Annotated in this window: 21 protein-coding genes; 15 read left to right on the top strand and 6 right to left on the bottom strand. The window is 51.8% G+C overall.

All coding sequences use genetic code 11. The features are described from left to right. The first annotated feature begins 7 nt into the window (after positions 1 to 7). A complete protein-coding gene (gene astE, locus JHD74_RS03360) occupies positions 8 to 991 on the top strand; it encodes a succinylglutamate desuccinylase (protein WP_199061684.1) in 984 nt (327 codons plus the stop codon). Positions 992 to 1,570: 579 nt separating this feature from the next. Continuing rightward, positions 1,571 to 2,653, top strand: a complete 1,083-nt coding sequence (locus tag JHD74_RS03355) for a porin (protein ID WP_024529736.1) — start codon at positions 1,571 to 1,573, stop codon at positions 2,651 to 2,653. Positions 2,654 to 2,738: 85 nt separating this feature from the next. Here JHD74_RS03355 and JHD74_RS03350 read toward each other — a convergent pair whose 3' ends face one another. Next, a complete protein-coding gene (locus JHD74_RS03350; protein ID WP_021181014.1) occupies positions 2,739 to 2,930 on the bottom strand; it encodes a YebW family protein in 192 nt (63 codons plus the stop codon). Between the two features lie 224 nt (positions 2,931 to 3,154). On the opposite strand from JHD74_RS03350, the gene lysM reads away from it, so the two are divergent. Both lysM and JHD74_RS03340 read left to right on the top strand, forming a co-directional pair. Further along, positions 3,155 to 3,595 (top strand): peptidoglycan-binding protein LysM, encoded by a 441-nt coding sequence (gene lysM / locus JHD74_RS03345; RefSeq protein WP_024529735.1) that lies wholly within the window; start codon positions 3,155 to 3,157, stop codon positions 3,593 to 3,595. Between the two features lie 490 nt (positions 3,596 to 4,085). Continuing rightward, positions 4,086 to 4,250: a hypothetical protein gene (locus JHD74_RS03340; RefSeq protein WP_178380885.1), complete on the top strand. Its 165-nt coding sequence runs from the start codon at positions 4,086 to 4,088 to the stop codon at positions 4,248 to 4,250. Positions 4,251 to 4,948: 698 nt separating this feature from the next. Here JHD74_RS03340 and JHD74_RS03335 read toward each other — a convergent pair. Both JHD74_RS03335 and JHD74_RS03330 read right to left on the bottom strand, forming a co-directional pair. Beyond that, entirely contained in the window at positions 4,949 to 5,335 is a 387-nt protein-coding gene (locus JHD74_RS03335) for a helix-turn-helix domain-containing protein (RefSeq protein ID WP_024486415.1), read from the bottom strand. Between the two features lie 101 nt (positions 5,336 to 5,436). Beyond that, positions 5,437 to 6,129 (bottom strand): IclR family transcriptional regulator, encoded by a 693-nt coding sequence (locus tag JHD74_RS03330; protein WP_199061682.1) that lies wholly within the window; start codon positions 6,127 to 6,129, stop codon positions 5,437 to 5,439. 217 nt (positions 6,130 to 6,346) lie between these two features. Here JHD74_RS03330 and JHD74_RS03325 point away from each other — a divergent pair, with 217 nt between their 5' ends. The 5 genes from JHD74_RS03325 (at position 6,347) to cbpM (ending at position 11,882) form a co-directional block, all read left to right on the top strand. Beyond that, positions 6,347 to 8,680, top strand: coding sequence for a molybdopterin-dependent oxidoreductase (locus JHD74_RS03325; protein ID WP_199061680.1), 2,334 nt, complete (start codon positions 6,347 to 6,349; stop codon positions 8,678 to 8,680). A gap of 3 nt (positions 8,681 to 8,683) precedes the next feature. After that, the gene (locus JHD74_RS03320) at positions 8,684 to 9,232 is read left to right on the top strand and encodes a 4Fe-4S dicluster domain-containing protein (protein ID WP_024529732.1); all 549 of its coding nucleotides are present in this window, start codon (positions 8,684 to 8,686) and stop codon (positions 9,230 to 9,232) included. A 12-nt stretch (positions 9,233 to 9,244) separates the two neighbouring features. Further along, entirely contained in the window at positions 9,245 to 10,051 is an 807-nt protein-coding gene (locus JHD74_RS03315) for a DmsC/YnfH family molybdoenzyme membrane anchor subunit (protein ID WP_161738443.1), read from the top strand. Positions 10,052 to 10,659: 608 nt separating this feature from the next. After that, positions 10,660 to 11,580, top strand: a complete 921-nt coding sequence (cbpA, locus tag JHD74_RS03310) for a curved DNA-binding protein (RefSeq protein ID WP_021805649.1) — start codon at positions 10,660 to 10,662, stop codon at positions 11,578 to 11,580. After that, positions 11,580 to 11,882: a chaperone modulator CbpM gene (gene cbpM / locus JHD74_RS03305; RefSeq protein WP_021181020.1), complete on the top strand. Its 303-nt coding sequence runs from the start codon at positions 11,580 to 11,582 to the stop codon at positions 11,880 to 11,882. The genes cbpA and cbpM overlap by 1 nt, the downstream gene beginning before the upstream one ends. A 330-nt stretch (positions 11,883 to 12,212) precedes the next feature. Here cbpM and JHD74_RS03300 read toward each other — a convergent pair whose 3' ends face one another. Then, on the bottom strand, positions 12,213 to 12,425 hold the full coding sequence (locus JHD74_RS03300; protein WP_021181021.1) for a YccJ family protein: 213 nt from the start codon (positions 12,423 to 12,425) through the stop codon (positions 12,213 to 12,215). A gap of 169 nt (positions 12,426 to 12,594) precedes the next feature. Here JHD74_RS03300 and JHD74_RS03295 point away from each other — a divergent pair, with 169 nt between their 5' ends. The 3 genes from JHD74_RS03295 to JHD74_RS03285 all read left to right on the top strand — a co-directional run bounded on the left by JHD74_RS03295 (position 12,595) and on the right by JHD74_RS03285 (position 13,478). Then, positions 12,595 to 12,834: a DUF2766 family protein gene (locus JHD74_RS03295; RefSeq protein ID WP_021181023.1), complete on the top strand. Its 240-nt coding sequence runs from the start codon at positions 12,595 to 12,597 to the stop codon at positions 12,832 to 12,834. Positions 12,835 to 12,954: 120 nt separating this feature from the next. Continuing rightward, entirely contained in the window at positions 12,955 to 13,098 is a 144-nt protein-coding gene (locus JHD74_RS03290) for a PhoP/PhoQ regulator MgrB (protein ID WP_037435707.1), read from the top strand. Between the two features lie 98 nt (positions 13,099 to 13,196). Beyond that, the gene (locus JHD74_RS03285) at positions 13,197 to 13,478 is read left to right on the top strand and encodes a YebO family protein (RefSeq protein WP_024531216.1); all 282 of its coding nucleotides are present in this window, start codon (positions 13,197 to 13,199) and stop codon (positions 13,476 to 13,478) included. A gap of 87 nt (positions 13,479 to 13,565) precedes the next feature. Here the strand turns inward: JHD74_RS03285 and fos are convergent, their stop codons facing one another. Next, positions 13,566 to 13,973 carry a fosfomycin resistance glutathione transferase gene (fos, locus tag JHD74_RS03280; RefSeq protein ID WP_065684259.1) on the bottom strand — a complete coding sequence of 136 codons (408 nt, stop codon included), beginning with the start codon at positions 13,971 to 13,973 and terminating at the stop codon, positions 13,566 to 13,568. Positions 13,974 to 14,083: 110 nt separating this feature from the next. Between fos and JHD74_RS03275 the strand changes: the two genes are divergently transcribed. The 3 genes from JHD74_RS03275 to JHD74_RS03265 all read left to right on the top strand — a co-directional run bounded on the left by JHD74_RS03275 (position 14,084) and on the right by JHD74_RS03265 (position 16,246). Beyond that, the gene (locus JHD74_RS03275) at positions 14,084 to 14,386 is read left to right on the top strand and encodes a phage protein NinX family protein (protein WP_024531218.1); all 303 of its coding nucleotides are present in this window, start codon (positions 14,084 to 14,086) and stop codon (positions 14,384 to 14,386) included. Between the two features lie 90 nt (positions 14,387 to 14,476). Further along, a complete protein-coding gene (locus JHD74_RS03270; protein ID WP_024531219.1) occupies positions 14,477 to 14,713 on the top strand; it encodes a DUF4060 family protein in 237 nt (78 codons plus the stop codon). A gap of 162 nt (positions 14,714 to 14,875) precedes the next feature. After that, positions 14,876 to 16,246 carry an amino acid permease gene (locus JHD74_RS03265; protein WP_024486480.1) on the top strand — a complete coding sequence of 457 codons (1,371 nt, stop codon included), beginning with the start codon at positions 14,876 to 14,878 and terminating at the stop codon, positions 16,244 to 16,246. A 36-nt stretch (positions 16,247 to 16,282) separates the two neighbouring features. Here JHD74_RS03265 and JHD74_RS03260 read toward each other — a convergent pair whose 3' ends face one another. Beyond that, positions 16,283 to 16,567: a hypothetical protein gene (locus JHD74_RS03260; protein WP_065684260.1), complete on the bottom strand. Its 285-nt coding sequence runs from the start codon at positions 16,565 to 16,567 to the stop codon at positions 16,283 to 16,285. Positions 16,568 to 16,651 lie beyond the last annotated feature (84 nt).

The following is a 16,651-nucleotide window of genomic DNA, read 5'->3' as shown; positions in this document are numbered from 1 at the left end:
GGCAATAGTGAGCAATTTATTGGCCCTAACGTTGGCTGGAACTCCACCCGCGACCTCCCAGGGTGAAAATGCTGCACTGCGCTGGAAGTGGCTGGGGGAAGGGCTATTGGAGCTCATTCCGCTGCAAGACTATCGGCAAGCCGTGGTGCTTTCTGCCGGTATTCACGGCAATGAAACGGCGCCAATCGAACTGCTTGATCGGCTAGTGAACGAGATCTTCGCAGGCGTGCGGCCATTGACGGTGCGCTTGCTGGTGGTGTTGGGCAATCCACCTGCGATGCGAACCAATCAACGTTATCTGGCAAGCGATATGAATCGCATGTTTGGTGGCCGCCATCAGCAGTTTGAGCCCTCTGGTGAAACGGCGCGGGCGCAGCAGTTAGAACAAGCGGTCAGCAGTTTCTTTGCCGGGGAGCAGGCTACCCGCTTTCATTACGATTTACACACGGCGATCCGCGGATCGCTGTTGCCACGCTTTGGTATCCTGCCCTATCAACCGCAGAGTTACAGCCCCGAGATGTTGGCGTTACTAGACGCCGCCGAGTTGGATGCATTAGTGATACATCAAGCGCCCGGCGGCACGTTCAGCCACTTTTCCAGCGAGCATGCGCAGGCGGCCAGCTGTACCCTCGAATTGGGCAAGGCGCGTCCCTTTGGCAGTAACGACCTGCAGCAGTTTTCCGCTATCAATAAAGCGCTGCAGGCGCTGGTCTGCGGGCAATCTCTTCCTTTGCGGGGGGAGGCTCCGATTCGGGTGTTCCGCGTCGAGCGGTCGCTGATTAAACGCAGTGAATCGTTCAAACTCTATTTAAGCGATGATACTGCCAATTTTACCGCTCTGCCGCAGGGAACTTTATTGTATGAGCAGCCGGGGGAAAGCTATCGGGTGCAGCATGAAAAGGAGTGGGTGTTGTTTCCCAACCCCAAGGTGGCATTGGGGTTGCGTGCAGGCATGATGTTGACCGAAGTCCCGCGTAGTACCCTGTTTTAATCTCACCCGTTCATTACGCCACAGGTAAGTGACCTGTGGCGCCGTTTTTCCTTTCACACTTTAATAGCGTAATTTATTTAATCAGTTGATAGGGTATTTTGCCTGTTACGTGCCATTACTCACTATGATTGACCCCAATGAGTAAAAAACAGATTAAAGATAGAATTACTCGCGCCATTTCTACTAATCAGATTGGTATAAGTTAAAAGTGTGAAATAAGTAACGTTATTGCTTAGCATGCTAATTTTGTGGTTATTCCAAAATCGTAGGTAAATCACACAAAATGAAACGTGTTTGCACCATTTTGGTGCTTAATAGCGTAGGCGTTATGGCTTATGCATTAAATATCTTTTTAAATCATTATATTATATTAGTATTCTAGTGAAACATTTAGTTACAAATAAACATGCTTTATGTGCGCTATTTCATGAACTTTTTTATTTTAAGTTTTTATTCATGATGCTAATGTCACATGGCGCTTTATTAAGGGGCGTAGATAAAAAACAAAATGATAAAAATCACAGCCCAAAGCATAAATTGGGCGTGACGGGCAGCTTTTAATAAAATCTAGGAAAATAAATGATGAAACGCAGTGTAGTAGCCCTGGCGGTTGTTCTTGCCACCGCCGCCTCGATGGCCAATGCGGCCGAAATCTACAACAAAGATGGCAATAAACTCGACCTGTACGGCCGTGTTAACGCCAAGCACTTGTTCAGTGATAACAAATCTGCCGATGGCGATGCGACCTATGTGCGTTTTGGTTTTAAAGGCGAAACGCAGATTAACAGCGATTTGACGGGTTACGGCCAATGGGAATACAACGTCCAGGCTAACCACGCTGAGTCAGCGGGTACCGAAGGCACCAAAACTCGTCTGGGCTTCGCCGGCCTGAAATTCGCCAACTACGGTTCCTTTGACTATGGCCGTAACTACGGTGTGGTTTACGATGTAGAGTCGTATACCGATATGCTGCCTGAGTTTGGCGGCGACACCTATACTGTCACCGATAACTTCATGACTGGCCGTTCTACTGGCCTGGCTACCTACCGTAACCGCAGCTTCTTCGGTCTGGTTGATGGCCTGAATGTCGCCTTGCAGTATCAGGGTAAGAACGAGAATGACCGCAGTAACATCCATAAGCAGAACGGTGACGGCTATGGTATGTCTGTGGATTATCAGGACATCGGCGGTAGCGGCATTGGTGCTGCGGTAGCCTTCTCTGATTCTAACCGTACGCAGGCTCAAAAAGACGGCTTGTATGGTAAAGGTGACAGCGCTACGGCCTGGACTACGGCACTGAAGTATGACGCCAACCAGGTATATCTGGCGGCTATGTACGCTGAAACCCGTAACATGACCCCGATCACTGTCAACAAAACTGCTGGTTTTGCCAACAAGACGCAAAACTTTGAAGTGGTCGCGCAATACCAGTTCGAAAATGGCCTGCGCCCATCACTGGCTTACCTGCAGTCCAAGGGTAAAGATATTGAAACCATCGGTGATGTCGATCTGGTGAAATATATCGATATCGGTGCGACTTACTACTTCAACAAAAACATGTACACCTACGTTGATTATAAAATCAACCAGCTGAATGACGATAACAAGCTGAAACTGAACACTGACAACATCGTGGCAGCCAGCTTGACCTACCGTTTCTAAGTCGTATTCAAACCTCATTCCTGTGTCGGAACGTGGTCCAAAAGGCAGAGCGCAAGCTCTGCCTTTTTCGGTTTGGCTTGAGGGATCAGAAAGGAGCGTACTCGCTGGCAGGTAGCCAGAAGCCGTCGATAAAGTCCTCGATCGGAAAACAGCCAGCATGGCGTAACCGTTGTTCTTTCATTGCTACCAGGCATTGATGCTCATCACGCAGCACGTCGACGACGATGTCGGCACAGCCGCCATCCAGATAGCAAACGAACATCACCAATGCGTACATAACCTATCGCGTCCCCCATTAAGGCTCCAACCCCCATTGTAGGTAAAATTTGGCTGAATTTAGCTAATTAATACAAAAAAATAATAATTAACCAGACAAAAACGGCATTTTCAGAATTATGGCAGCGTTTAATCATCCTTAAGAGGATTGAAGTTCCGCTCTGTACTGCTAAGCTTAATGAGTTTTAAAATTTCTTAACTATCCAATCATTAACGGGAGCGAATATGGGATTGTTTAACTTCGTCAAAGAAGCAGGCGCAAAACTGTGGGATACGGTGAGTGGTAATGCTGAGGATCAAAGCGCCAAGCTGAAGGCACACCTTGATAACAGTGGCCTGCCAGATACGGATAAGGTGGATGTTCAGGTCGTTGATGGTAAGGCTGTGGTCACCGGGAACGGTATCAGCCAGGAACTGAAAGAAAAAATTCTGGTTGCTGTAGGTAACGTGGCAGGTATCAGCGGCGTTGAAGATAATGTTGCAGTAGCACAACCAGAAGCGGAAAGCCGCTTTTACACCGTCAAGAAGGGCGATACCCTGAGCGCCGTTGCCAAAGAGATGTACGGCAACGCCAACCTGTACAACAAGATCTTTGAAGCCAACAAACCGATGCTAAGCCATCCAGATAAAATCTACCCAGGCCAGGTATTGCGCATCCCACAATGATGCCGAAGGCCTAGGTAATCGAAGCTCGAACATAGAGCTGCGTGATCCGGCGCCCCATCTGGGGCGCCGTGCTGAAATTCCTCAACCAATGCGTACGTTCATACAGATGTTCACCCCTATACGTTTCCCAACCGCAGTTCGATAAATCCAGCGAATGTTTCCAGTCCGCACGTGGGTGACTACCCCTGAGAATCTTGACCCTGTTGCAGAAAATTGGTAGCGTCTGCATGCAAGAAAAATCTTAGTTGTCACCAGCATAAATTTGGCTGTTGCTTGAGCCTGGAGTCACCCCTTTTTAGCATCAAGGTGTTATGGCTGGCGATAAGAGAGTAGAGGGTGTGAACACCCCATTAGACAACAAACATCAGGAAAACCATGGACAATGCGTAACGCGTCATCACAACGTTGACGGTGGTTGCTGCATATTGATCATTTTTACGTTGACGATCACACAGTGGGTGGGATTAACTTACTGTTTTTAGGAGATAAAATGGAACACAATCCGCATGATGAAACCAAGCTTATTGCGGTCATTGCCTTATTGGTCTCAGTGTTGCTTGTCGTGTCGATCCTGTTTGGCATCACGTATTTATCCGATCTGCGGCATATCGATAAAGAGGTCGATGCCAAAAGCTGTTACATCAAAGGGGGCTGAGGCCAGAGCTGCGTCTATCGCAATTCTTGATTCGGCGATGAAAAATTTTTGCCATATGCCTTGGTTTATTTGGGATTTAACGCACTAGCTGCGATTTAACCACTAATAAAGGTTGTGGCGAATTATTCGTTGGCAGCGTGTCGCTAAATTGGCAACGATCGTTAGATAGCGTTTTTCCCGCCACGGCAAAGCCGCTACAGCCCTAGCGTAGCAAGGGGCATCGCGTTTTTTGACAGTCTTTGTTTATGATGAATAGAGGGCATGGCCTGCGGACTTGGTTGGTTAACTTGCCTAAATAAATTCACTTTAATTATATTTAAGTTGAAATCAATAGTTAAAGTGAATGTATTTCTTAAATGTGTTTGTGATGTTAATCAAATATTGTTATTTACCCTGAATTAGCACGCTGTCGTAAATAGCGTAGCCCTGCTAAGCTAAGATTAATCTGTACGGAAATTCTGCCAGTCCTATTGCCGATGTAAGCGAGGTGTTTATGAGTCAATTACTCTCCCATGCAAGATTATCCCATGTTGTGATCGCCACGGCGGTGTTTTGGGTTTGCATTGCTGTACTCGTGGCGGTAGCACTAAAGTAACGCTGGATGACTAATCAACAGCCCTGACATAGCTAGCACACTCAGCCAACGGCTCCTTTCTGGGGCCGTTTCTTTTGTCGTCATTTAAACAGCCCGCTGCTGCTCACGCCATCTTCTGGTGAATAATATGTAGCGGAGGCTCTATATGCAGATCGACACTTAGATCCTGGCGGAAGTCATAGGGCGTAATGTTGAAACGCTTTCTGAACATGTAGGTGAAGTGTGATTGGGAGCCGAAACCAAAATCCAGGGCGATATCGAAAATGGAGGCCTCGCTGCTACGCAACTGGTACACCGCTCCGGCAAGGCGGCGCTCGCGAATGTACTTGCCCAGCGAGATCCCCGTCGCTTCTTTGAACAGCTTCTGCATATGCCACAGTGAATAGCCGGAATACTCGGCCAGCTCTTCAAGGTGGATCACTCGTCCCAAGTGGGTTTCGACCCATTTACTGAGTGCGCAGACTAGTGCGAGGTGATGTTCTTGTATCAATAACTTTACCCAATTGATTTTGTCGTTTAACCGCAGCGCAGAGCTTACGGCAGGCTCACTTAGCGTACCTTACAGGCCCCGGGTTGTCACCTTCGTGCCGGTTAAAGCGGGATCGTTTTGACCTTCGCCATCAGGCGGTCTGCCAGACGGACAATCTCTGCCGGATCGTCTGGAATAAACCCCATGGTGATCGCCATCCCCAACAGAACGTTATCCTGGCTGAAAATCGGGCAGGCTATCGCTCGTGCCCCAGGGATGCCTTCGGTAACATTGTAACGTACCGCATAGCCCTGCTGACGGATCTTTTCGAGCTCTTTAGCCTCGAGCAGTGGCGTAATGGAGCCATCAAACGCCTGATAGGCATAGCCTGCCGCACTGGCATTCATGGGGATGAGGGTGTTTTCAAGGTAATCGATATCAATATTTTTATGGCTGCGATTGTAGCGCGTCAGCAAGATGTTACCCCCTTGGCGCACCGCCCAGCCGGTGGAGTAGTTCAACTCATCGCGCAGCTCACATAGCGCATTATTGATGATTGTCGCCAGCGTCTGCTGTTTGCCTGCCGCCGCGGCCAGCGCCAACAGCTTGCTGCCAAGCGAGTAGCGGCTGGTTTCCTGCTCCTGATACAGCATCTGGCTACGGCACAGCGAAACCAGATATTTATGCAGCCGGCTTTTCGAAAGCCCACTGTGTTTGGCGATATCCGAAGCGCGGGCGTTTCCCCCCAATGCGGTGACACTCTCTAATACCGACACGGCAATATCGACCGAATTTACGCCTTGAACTTCCGACATTCTGCTTACCTTACTTGCTATTACCTCGATCCGATCACTTTACCAGTTTAAGGCGGTGAATGCCCCCGTTAACCAGAGCCTGGCATCCACAGCAGGAGAGTTTTCAGCGCGCAAGGACTAACTATTTTGAGGTGGATTGATCTGCTTCAATATACCATTGGTTAACTCGGTTTATTTATAGTGAACACCAGGGCGTGTAATTACCGAGATAAAAACTATGAATGAACTTTCTTCACTCCGACTCAAACGGCGTACTTTGCTAAAAGGGCTGGGCGTTATTGGTCTGGCGTCAATATCCCCTTGCGCTTTCTCCTTAACATCCGAACAACAAGAACCCTTACGCCGTATCCATCTAAAACTGACGGATTATCAAACCTTTCGCTCAACCTGTGCGATGGAGTGCCTGCACTGTAACCTGACCGCTTACGTCTATCAGAAAAAGCTGATGAAGATTGAAGCGACGGAAGGCTTTAATGTGAAGTGTTGCCTGCGGGGCATCAGCCGTACCAAATGGGTTTATCACCAGCAACGCGTCACGACGCCTCTGCTGCGGGTAGGCAAGAAAGGTGAGGGCAAATTCGAGCCTATTACCTGGCAACAGGCACTGGATTTAATCGAAAAGAACATCCGTACCACCATCAAGGAACAGGGCAACGAAGGGCTGCTGCTGTCCACCCATGCTGGCAACATGGACTCGATAAAGAACGATATGGGCAAGGCGTTCTTCGACTATCTGGGCGGTTCTGTGAAACAGGCCGGATCGCTCTGCTGCTCGGCTGTGACGGCGGCGATGATGCCAATGGTGGGGCTACGCTATGCCGATACCCGTGACACCATTGCCGACAGCCGTTTGATCATCTGCTGGGGTAACAACCCAGCGGTAACCATGCAGGCCTATTTTAAAAATTATCTGCGTGCGCAAGAGCAGGGCGCACGCATCGTGGTTATCGACCCACGTTTCAACGAAACGGCCGCCAAAGCGGACGAATGGATCCCGATTGTGCCGGGCACCGATACGGCGTTGGCGCTCGGGATGATGAAAATCATTATCGAAGAGCAGCATATTGACGCGGATTTCCTGCGCCAGCATACCGGTGCGGTGTATCTGGTGGATGCCAAAGATCAATTGGTGCGGGCCGATGCCACCGACAGTGAAAGCTATCTGGTTTATGACTGCACCAGCCAAAGCCTGGTACGGCATGATCAGGCGGGTATCACCCCGGCGCTGTTCCAGCATCAACTGCCAACCGACAGCGGCTACCGCACCGTATTCGAAACCGTGTACCAGCAGGCTGCGCCATGGACCCTCGATCGGGTTGCGGCTGAAACCGACATTCCCGCCCACACTATTTTGCGTTTGGCCCGCGACTACGCCACCACCGCTCCGGCGATGATTGTGCAAAATATGTCGGGCGCTCAGCGCACCGAATTTGGTACCTACGTGGCCGCCAGCCAATTCTACCTGGCCTTGCTCACCGGTAATATCGGCAAGCGGGGAGCGGGGATCTGTGACGCGGGCGGAGCACGCCAAATGGCGAAGTTCAGCCCGATCATTCCACCAGCGCCTGCGGTGAAGAAAATCACACCGATACCGGTTTCCAAGGTAGGCGAGTGGGTGGCCAATGACCAGCCTTACCCGATCAAATTCTGGTGGATTATGACCATGGGGGTCATGACCCAGTTGCCTAACACAAATATGGTCAGAAAGGCGTTGGAGAAGGTCCCCTTCGTGGTGGTGGCCGATAACCTGATGAGCTCTACCGCGCTGTATGCCGACCTGGTGCTGCCGGTGACGACCATTTTTGAAGATGTCAGTCTGATGGCGGGTGTGCGTAGCCACTATGTGCAATTGATGGAGCAAGCGGTCGAGCCACCGGGTGAAGCCAAGCCGGATTATTGGATCTTTGCGCGTCTGGCGGAACGCTTTGGCTTTGGCGACGTGTTTAATCAGCCAATTGAGCATTACATCAATGCGTGCCTGCAAGGTTCCGGTATCACCCTGGAACAGCTGAAAAAAGGGCCGCTGCTACCGGTGAGCGGCGACTGGATCCCATTTGAAAATGGGGTGTTCCGCACACCGACCCGTAAAGCCCACTTCTTTATTGAAGAGTGGCAGAAGAAGGCGTTCTCGCCGGTCGTCACTTACCTGCGAGTGAATGAATCGCCGCAAGGTTCGCCGGAATTGGCCGCCAAGTACCCGCTGATGGCGGTACAACGCAAGCTGGCCCGCAGCATTCACTCAAGCCACGGCATGAACGAATGGATCCTTGAGGTGCAGCGCAATAAGCCTAACGTGATGATCCATCCGCAGGATGCGCAACAGCGCCGGATCAAACACGGCGACTGGGCCACCGTATTTAACCAGCGGGGAGAGCATCGTGCGATTGCCGTAGTGACGACGCATATCAAACGAGGCGTGGTTTCTCTGGATAACGGCTGGTGGGAACAGCAGGGAGGCAGCAGCAGCCACGTCACCAATGACGCCGTAGAGGCGTTGGGTACCGGGCATTGCTGTAACAGTACACTGGTTGATGTACGGGCGGAGGGATAACTCATGACCAAACAATATGGCTTTCTGATTGATATTAAGCGTTGTTACGGCTGTAAAACCTGTTCCATGGCCTGTAAGTCAGAGAATCAGACGCCACCCGGCGTGCTTTGGCGGCGTGTGCGGGAGTATGAAACCGATGGCCCGAACTCGGAAGGGTTTATTTCGATGTCCTGCAACCATTGTGACGATCCGCAATGCATGAAGGTTTGCCCGGCGGATACTTACCATAAGCGCCCGGACGGCATTGTGGTGCAGGATCATGAGAAATGCATCGGCTGCCGCATGTGCATTATGGCTTGTCCGTACAACGCCCCGGTCTTCGATCCGCAAGAAGGTAAAACCAGCAAGTGCAATATGTGTGCCGAGCGTTTGGATGAAGGATTACCGCCGCGTTGCGTAGCGTCTTGCCCGGCGGGCGTATTGAAGTTTGGTGATATCGAGGAGTTAAGGAAGATCCACTCAACGGATTGGGCGGTACTGGAGGCTAGATATCATTTGCCTGACCATCGCATCAGCGGCCCGAACGTGGTCATTATTCCAGCGGACAAATAAAAAGGTGCTGCCATGAACGAATATGAACTGCCGTTGGTGTTTTTTACCGTGCTTTGCCAATGGGGCATTGGCGGTGTTATCGCCTTGACGCTCTATCGGTTGCGACCAACATCCCAGATGTCCGTTAAGCAACTGAAATATCTGGTCCTGGGATTGTGGCTGGTGGAGGTAGTTGGCTCCAGTTTATCACTGCTGCACCTAGGGAGCCCGTTTGGGGCCTATCGCGCGGTGCTGGGCCTGCCGCACTCTTGGTTAAGCCGAGAGGTGATCGCCTTTATCCTGGTGAATATCAGCCTGTTCCTGCTATTGGCAACTTGCTGGCTGCGGCCGCAGAAGTCGGCTTGGATCACCGCATTAGGGCTCGTCACATCGGTCGTGGGGATTGCCGCCATTCTGGTCTCGGCGCAAATCTACTACCAAATGGCCAGCCATCCGCTGTGGCATACGCCACTGACCCAATTGGCGTTTCTGAGTACCGCGTTACTATTGGGATTCGCCACCTTGGGGATCTATTTGAGTTGCTGCGGTTTGCCCGTTACGCGAACGGTTCGCTATGGCCTGCTGGCTGGTTGTCTGTTGCTGCTGGCGACGTTGATGGGGCGTTACCAGATTGCCGGGGCCAGCGCTCAAGGGATCATGCTTTGGTGGCAACTGGTTGGCAGCATGTTGGTGGGTGGTGTGCTGTTCGCGGTGCTGAGCCTGCGCCCGCGTTTGACCCCATCGATGGCCGTGATAGCCGGGGCGGCAATGGTGTCGGGGGAAATTGTCGGGCGTATGCTGTTTTATCATAACGTCATGGGCCAATTCCCCTGGTTCTGATGCAATAAACTGAGGTCGGTCCAGCCGTGCCACCGCTGAACGGCGGGCCGACCCAACATCCAGCAGAAAAAAGCTTCAATACAGGGCTTGCCAGCATTCGGAAAAACCAGCTAATCTGAACTTGCCCGCTACCGCAAATGCCAAGTAGTCCAGGCCAGCAATGTAATTAACCAAAACAGAGAGTCAGCCGTAACAACGCTACGTTGATGGGGTGATCGCATGTTAATGACAGTGATTATTACTCTTTTTGTGATCGTGGGCGTCGCCGCTTTTCTGGCAATGCCAGTGATGATGGTCAATAACACACAAGGCGTGGGAGGTGAAGAACCGTGAAACTGGCTAGCAACCGGAACCTGCAATGTTAACTCGAAATTCACTCGCAACCTGTTGACCGGCTCAGATATGGGCCGAGTCATCAACACTTTGTCAGCACGGTAATTCCCGCACGTTCCGCAACAAATCAGCCCGAAACGCTAAATCACCGCGTGAAGTGATGCGCATACTGCACTAACTGCTTGATGGCGCTACAATGAGTCTTATCTCCTCAACTTGCTCACGTATCAACGCGCTATCCACCTTTCCGGCCACAGTAAAGAGACCATAGCATTATGGAAATCAAGGATTACTACGCCATTCTAGAGGTTAAACCCTCAGATGATATCAAGGCTATCAAAACTGCCTACCGCCGCCTGGCACGCAAATATCACCCCGATGTCAGTACCGAGCCCGATGCCGAAACGCGCTTCAAAGAAGTCGCAGAAGCCTATGAAGTGCTGAAAGACAGCGAACGCCGCGCGGAATATGACCAAATGCGGCTGCATCGTAACGAGCCTAACTTTGGCCGCCAGACCCGGCGTGAAGAGTATGGTGGTGCCGAGGATTTCTCCGACATCTTCTCCTCGATGTTTGGCCAGCGTGCGCGTGGCCGCCAGCAGGGCCAACCGCGTGCGGCCCGTGGGCAGGATGTTGAGATCGGCGTGGCGCTGTTCCTGGAGGAAACCCTCACTGAGCAAACTCGCACCCTGAGCTATAAGGTGCCGGTGTACAACGCCTTTGGTCAGACAGAGAAAGAGATCGCTAAAACGCTGAACGTGAAAATCCCGGCGGGCGTGGCAGACGGGGAGCGTATCCGCGTGAAAGGCCAAGGTGTGCCGGGTATGGCTGGCGGAGCCAATGGCGATTTGTACCTGATTATTCAGTTGGCACCGCATCCGTTGTTTGAGGTGATCGGGCACGATCTGGAAATCGTTCTGCCCTTGGCACCTTGGGAGGCGGCGTTAGGCACCAAGGTTTCTGTCCCCACGCTGGCGGACAATATCCTGTTGACCATCCCTGCGGGGAGCCAGACCGGGCAGCGTCTTCGCGTCAAAGGGAAAGGGCTGGTCAGTAAGAAAGAGACCGGTAATTTGTATGCGGTGATCAAGATTGTCATGCCTGCCAAACCTGATGCAGACAGCGCCGCACTCTGGCAACGACTGGCCGAGGCGAATCAGGCCTTCGATCCTCGTACGCAATGGAGTAAAGCATAATGGCCAAGCTACAGATAACCCTCACCATTACCGAGTTTTGCCTGCATACCGGCGTAACGGAAAGTGAACTGGCCGAGGTGGTGGGGTTGGGAGTGATCCAGCCCCGCGATCTGACGGTGGATGATTGGCTGTTTGATGATGGGGCGGTGGCGGCGTTTAATCGCGCCCAGCGTCTGCAACGTGAACTGGCTCTGGATTGGCCCGGCATTGCGGTAGCGCTGACGTTGCTCGATGAGATTGAACAGCTGCGCAGGGAGAACGCTCAGCTACGCCATCGTCTTGAGCGCTTTATCGCAGAGTGATGCCCCTCACCCTAGCCCTCTCCCACAGGGAGAGGGGACCGATCGAGTCGGGTGAAAGTGTAGTGATTCATCATGAGCATCGGCTGACTCACCTTAGACTAAAGGGTGATCGAGTTTGCTAATATGACCTCTTTAGTTCCAAATGGGCAGGGGCAAACAGCGCCCTCTCCCTGTGGGAGAGGGACCGGTCGAGTTGGGTGAAAGTTGAGCATCGGCTGACTCACCTTGGACTAAGGGGTGATCGAGTTTGCTGATATGACCTCTTTAGTGCCAAATGGGCAGGGGCAAACAGCTCCCTCTCCCTGTGGGAGAGGGTTGGGGTGAGGGGCGTCAGACGTTTTTACGCTCGATGGTTTCTTCGCCCCAGTACAGTTGGTCGGCTTCGGTTTTACTGAACGCCAGCGGCAGCACTTCATCGCTGCCTTCTTCCCAAATTTTTTGCGCCAAAACCTCGTCGTTACCGGCCAACTCAAAGATCGCTTCGGCAATTTCTACCGAGGTTTCACGCACTGTCGCCCAAGATTTCACATTATGATTTGCCATGACTGCTCTCCTGTTGAGTGTGAGGCACAGCCTAGTATAGGCCACAATTCTGCTGCTGGTTTTTGCAAGGCATGCGTATTATTGCCGAAAATTCAGGGCGGAACGTCTACGGCAAAATGTAAAACGGCGTGGTATTCTTTGCCGCGTTTACATCAACAGAGGAAAAATTATGTCTAGCGCACTGAGCAACGATCAAGAACTGGTTTCCGATCTGGTTGCCTGCCAACTGGTTATCAAGCAGATCCTGGATGTGATCGACGTGATCGCACCGACCGAAGTACGGGACAAGATGGCCAGCCAGCTCAAGAGTATCGATTTTAGCAGCCACCCGGCCGGGGCCGACCCGATCACCAAGCGGGCGATTGAAAAAGCGATTGCGCTGATTGAGATGAAGTTTAACCGCGAGTAACCGGGTTATCTTTTGTTCAAGATGGGCAGGGAGATCTAAACGGCCGGTTAAACTTCGTTTAAGTTGCCTATGCTAGCATTGATGATTAGGTTAACAACATAATCATAAGGCTGCTAAGGTTTGGGGCGTAAAAAACTGCTGGTGATAGCGGCAACGCTGTTTGCCTGCTTGCTTTTCTATCTGCTGGCTCTGGATAGCTATTGCGATCAAGGTGGGAAGTTTGCACTGGGCATTTGCTCTATCACGCGTATCGTTCCCTGGTAACATGGCGAAATAACAATTTTTCGCAAACTTGCCCCTGGCCTTGGTGGGAATGTTACTATATCGGCTTGGTTGAGGCAGTAGAGTAGATAGGGTTGTCCATGTTTGATTTAGCTTCTGGCCCGTCCGGCCTGATTTCCATCGCCGTTGTGGTGTTGGCTGTATTGCTTGGCCTGTGGGTCTGGTTCATAGTGAATCGCGCCAGCGTACGTGCCAACGAACAGATCCAGCTGTTGCAGGAAATCGCCGAGCAGCAGCGCCAGCAAACGGCACTGTTAAAAACGTTGGTGCAAACCGCCCGAGGGGACAAGGCATCGGTTGACGATTATGATGATGACCTTAGCCCGGCACTGAGTTATAAAGGGTTCATCCCAGAGCGTTAATCGCGCACCTCATTTGGTGAGAAGGTTAAGGACACGTCGGTTATCTCAGTTTCAGTTTTAACCGGATCGCCTTCTCACCATTCCGTTTCAGTAAAACACCATCCCCTGATAGGGTTTCTCCCGGCAGGCTGCCAACCGGCTTGCCAGATCGCCACAGTGGATTTCCAGCGCGTGCCGATCGGGATCGAGAAAATAGCAAGATTCGCCCTCACTGTGATTGCTCTTCCACTCCTGTACGCCAACTTTGCGCAAACGCTCCACAATGACGGCAAAGTTCTCGGGTGCCACACTAAACGCGTAATGCGTATAGTCGCTCAACATCTCATTTTTTCGGGCATCATCCAGTGACAGGCATAGCCACAGTTCACCCAATGCAAGATAGGCACCTTGATGCCAGCGGGCTTTGGGGGTAAACCCCAGCACATCCACATAAAAGCGAAAACTGCGCTCAACCTCACTTACCGCGAGCGTCAGGTGGTTAAGACCCAGCAACATAATCAATTCATCCGTAAGTAAAAATAATGTTAACGACGCGCGAGCTGTCATAAATCTGTCGTATTGGCATCGTAATGTAGCGCCAACTCTACGAAAGATGGATATCAGCAATGATTAGATGGTACGAAGAAAGCGACGCCGAAGTAAACCGCAGCATTGCGTTAATCACCGGGGAAAACCCTGACAAATGGTACCCTTACGGCGGCGTGAAAGGGAAAGACTACTGCAAGAACCCCTCCGATGCCTGGCCGATTATCTGCGCCAACAAAATAAGCCTTAATGCTCCCGAACAAAGTGACCAGCCACAGTGGCAAGCCAGTATTATCACCCAGCAAGGGGAGTGGCAAGCCGGTAGTCATAGCCCGTTGCGGGCCGCAATGATCTGTTTTTTATTGAGTCAGCAAGCGCAATAAATCAAATGTTAGTCGATAATGTAGATGACCCGTAATGATGAGACACCGCCTTATTCTGACAATGGACCTGTCGCTGACGGAGACTGTTTTATGAAGCGCATTATCAAAGGTGATACCAATCTCTCACATTTAGTGATTGCCCATGCGGCGATCGATTGTCATGCCAAAAGCTATGGGCTGCACCGACAAGGCTGGCCCTCAACCTACCTGATAAAGTATCAAAACGATCGCGTGGCGGTGGAGGTCATCACCCGCCGTCAATCCTATGTGGCGACGCTGATGATCGGCGCACGTAACCTCAGCAAACTGTGCGGTATGCCAAGCTAGCTGGCATAGCAAACCTCTTGTAACCTCCTGGCCCGGTGAATGATTACCGGGCGCTAATCCTTGATGCCTGAAAGGTTAAGTGTTAAAACGCCCGCAGGTTTATTTATTGGTTGGCGATATCTTGCGCAATGCTGCCTGGATACTCAGCCGGACGAGGATAAGATGGGCGGTCAGCTTCAGGATACCCCGCTAAAACGCGGTTTAAAAAATAGACATATACAACTTATTGCCTTGGGAGGTGCCATCGGTACCGGCCTATTCCTGGGTATTGCACAAACCATTCAGATGGCCGGGCCTTCCGTGCTGCTGGGCTATGCCATTGGCGGTTTTATTGCCTTTTTGATCATGCGCCAACTGGGGGAGATGGTGGTGGAAGAGCCGGTGGCCGGTTCCTTTAGCCATTTTGCCTATAAATATTGGGGAGACTTTGCCGGTTTCTTATCCGGTTGGAACTACTGGGCGATGTTTATCCTGGTCGGTATGGCGGAACTGACCGCCGTAGGGATTTATATTCAATACTGGTGGCCGGAAATCCCAACCTGGGCATCGGCGGCAGTTTTCTTCGTCGTGATTAACCTGGTCAATCTGGTGAACGTACGCCTGTATGGGGAAACCGAGTTCTGGTTTGCCATCATCAAGGTGGCGGCGATCCTGGGGATGATCGTATTTGGTGCCTATCTGTTGGCCAGCGGCAACGGTGGCCCGGAAGCCAGCATTAGCAACTTGTGGGATCAGGGCGGCTTTATGCCACACGGCATCAGCGGCCTGGTGATGGCGATGGCGGTAATCATGTTCTCGTTCGGTGGGCTGGAAATGGTGGGTATCACCGCAGCAGAAGCTGCCGATCCGCGCCGTAGCATTCCTAAAGCCACCAATCAGGTGGTGTATCGCATCCTGATCTTCTATATCGGCTCGTTGACGGTGTTGCTGTCACTTTACCCGTGGGGCAAGGTTGTGGAAGGGGGCAGTCCGTTTGTGATGATCTTCCATGCGCTCAACAGCAACCTGGTGGCGACCATGCTCAACGTGGTGGTACTGACGGCGGCGCTGTCGGTCTACAACAGCGGCGTGTATTGCAATAGCCGGATGCTGTTTGGCCTGGCGACACAAGGCAATGCGCCAAAGGCGCTGACCAAGGTCAACAAACGTGGCGTACCGGTGCTGTCTATCGCGTTATCGGCGCTGGCCACCTCGGTAGGCGTATTGATTAACTACGTCATGCCCGGCGAGGCGTTTGGCTTGCTGATGGCGCTGGTGGTCTCAACGTTGGTGATTAACTGGGTGATGATTTGCCTGGCGCACCTGAAATTCCGCGCGGCCAAGGATCGCCAAGGGGTGATCACCAGCTTTAGGTCGCTATGGTATCCGTTTGGCAACTATCTGTGTCTGGTGTTCCTGTCGTTGATCCTGGTGATCATGTACTTCAGCCCAGGGATCCGCATCTCCGTACTGTTGATGCCGGTTTGGGTACTGTTGTTGTGGGTTGGATTTTTGCTGACCCGGCGTAAAAAGGCGGGTGGTAACAAGAGGTAGTTTTCACGTAGGAGGCGCCGCAGCGCCTCCAAACGGTTAACGGGCGACGGCATTGCCCTGATGGTGGCGCCCCAGCCGCAGCAGCTTTCTGCACAGCAGGAACAGGGTGCTGATAACATCAATCACCACCACGCTAAGCATCAGCAGGCCCAGCATAAAAAAGCCTGCCAGGGTGCTTGCCAGTAACAGCAGCGGTGACGGTACGCGTAGCCGGCGCAGCTTCATTGCCAGATACATTTTCCAGTATTGCCCTTGCGTAGTCAGCGCTCGGCGATAGCGGCCCATACGAACGCGTGACTTGCCTGATGCAGTCCGGCTCATAACTCCTCCTTTTCAGAATGTCCTAGTAAGTAAATCACAAGGTTCTTAAGAAAGGCTTAACAGGTTCTTGGCGACCTTGGCCTT

Origin of the sequence: Serratia sp. ASV30 (genome assembly GCF_016428815.1) — a bacterium.
Taxonomy (GTDB): domain Bacteria; phylum Pseudomonadota; class Gammaproteobacteria; order Enterobacterales; family Enterobacteriaceae; genus Chania; species Chania fonticola_C.
Note: the sequence above shows the minus strand (reverse complement) of the source record. Positions and strands in the feature narration are given on the sequence as shown.

Coding starts and splice junctions, on each gene's coding strand:
- JHD74_RS03295 (WP_021181023.1), top strand. CDS start 12,595: ATGTCTAGCGCACTGAGCAACGATCAAGAACTGGTTTCCGATCTGGTT.
- JHD74_RS03285 (WP_024531216.1), top strand. CDS start 13,197: ATGTTTGATTTAGCTTCTGGCCCGTCCGGCCTGATTTCCATCGCCGTT.
- lysM (WP_024529735.1), top strand. CDS start 3,155: ATGGGATTGTTTAACTTCGTCAAAGAAGCAGGCGCAAAACTGTGGGAT.
- fos (WP_065684259.1), bottom strand. CDS start 13,973: ATGTTGCTGGGTCTTAACCACCTGACGCTCGCGGTAAGTGAGGTTGAG.
- JHD74_RS03330 (WP_199061682.1), bottom strand. CDS start 6,129: ATGTCGGAAGTTCAAGGCGTAAATTCGGTCGATATTGCCGTGTCGGTA.
- JHD74_RS03350 (WP_021181014.1), bottom strand. CDS start 2,930: ATGTACGCATTGGTGATGTTCGTTTGCTATCTGGATGGCGGCTGTGCC.
- JHD74_RS03325 (WP_199061680.1), top strand. CDS start 6,347: ATGAATGAACTTTCTTCACTCCGACTCAAACGGCGTACTTTGCTAAAA.
- cbpM (WP_021181020.1), top strand. CDS start 11,580: ATGGCCAAGCTACAGATAACCCTCACCATTACCGAGTTTTGCCTGCAT.
- JHD74_RS03320 (WP_024529732.1), top strand. CDS start 8,684: ATGACCAAACAATATGGCTTTCTGATTGATATTAAGCGTTGTTACGGC.
- JHD74_RS03265 (WP_024486480.1), top strand. CDS start 14,876: ATGGGCGGTCAGCTTCAGGATACCCCGCTAAAACGCGGTTTAAAAAAT.
- JHD74_RS03260 (WP_065684260.1), bottom strand. CDS start 16,567: ATGAGCCGGACTGCATCAGGCAAGTCACGCGTTCGTATGGGCCGCTAT.
- JHD74_RS03355 (WP_024529736.1), top strand. CDS start 1,571: ATGATGAAACGCAGTGTAGTAGCCCTGGCGGTTGTTCTTGCCACCGCC.
- cbpA (WP_021805649.1), top strand. CDS start 10,660: ATGGAAATCAAGGATTACTACGCCATTCTAGAGGTTAAACCCTCAGAT.
- JHD74_RS03315 (WP_161738443.1), top strand. CDS start 9,245: ATGAACGAATATGAACTGCCGTTGGTGTTTTTTACCGTGCTTTGCCAA.
- JHD74_RS03340 (WP_178380885.1), top strand. CDS start 4,086: ATGGAACACAATCCGCATGATGAAACCAAGCTTATTGCGGTCATTGCC.
- JHD74_RS03270 (WP_024531219.1), top strand. CDS start 14,477: ATGAAGCGCATTATCAAAGGTGATACCAATCTCTCACATTTAGTGATT.
- JHD74_RS03300 (WP_021181021.1), bottom strand. CDS start 12,425: ATGGCAAATCATAATGTGAAATCTTGGGCGACAGTGCGTGAAACCTCG.
- JHD74_RS03275 (WP_024531218.1), top strand. CDS start 14,084: ATGATTAGATGGTACGAAGAAAGCGACGCCGAAGTAAACCGCAGCATT.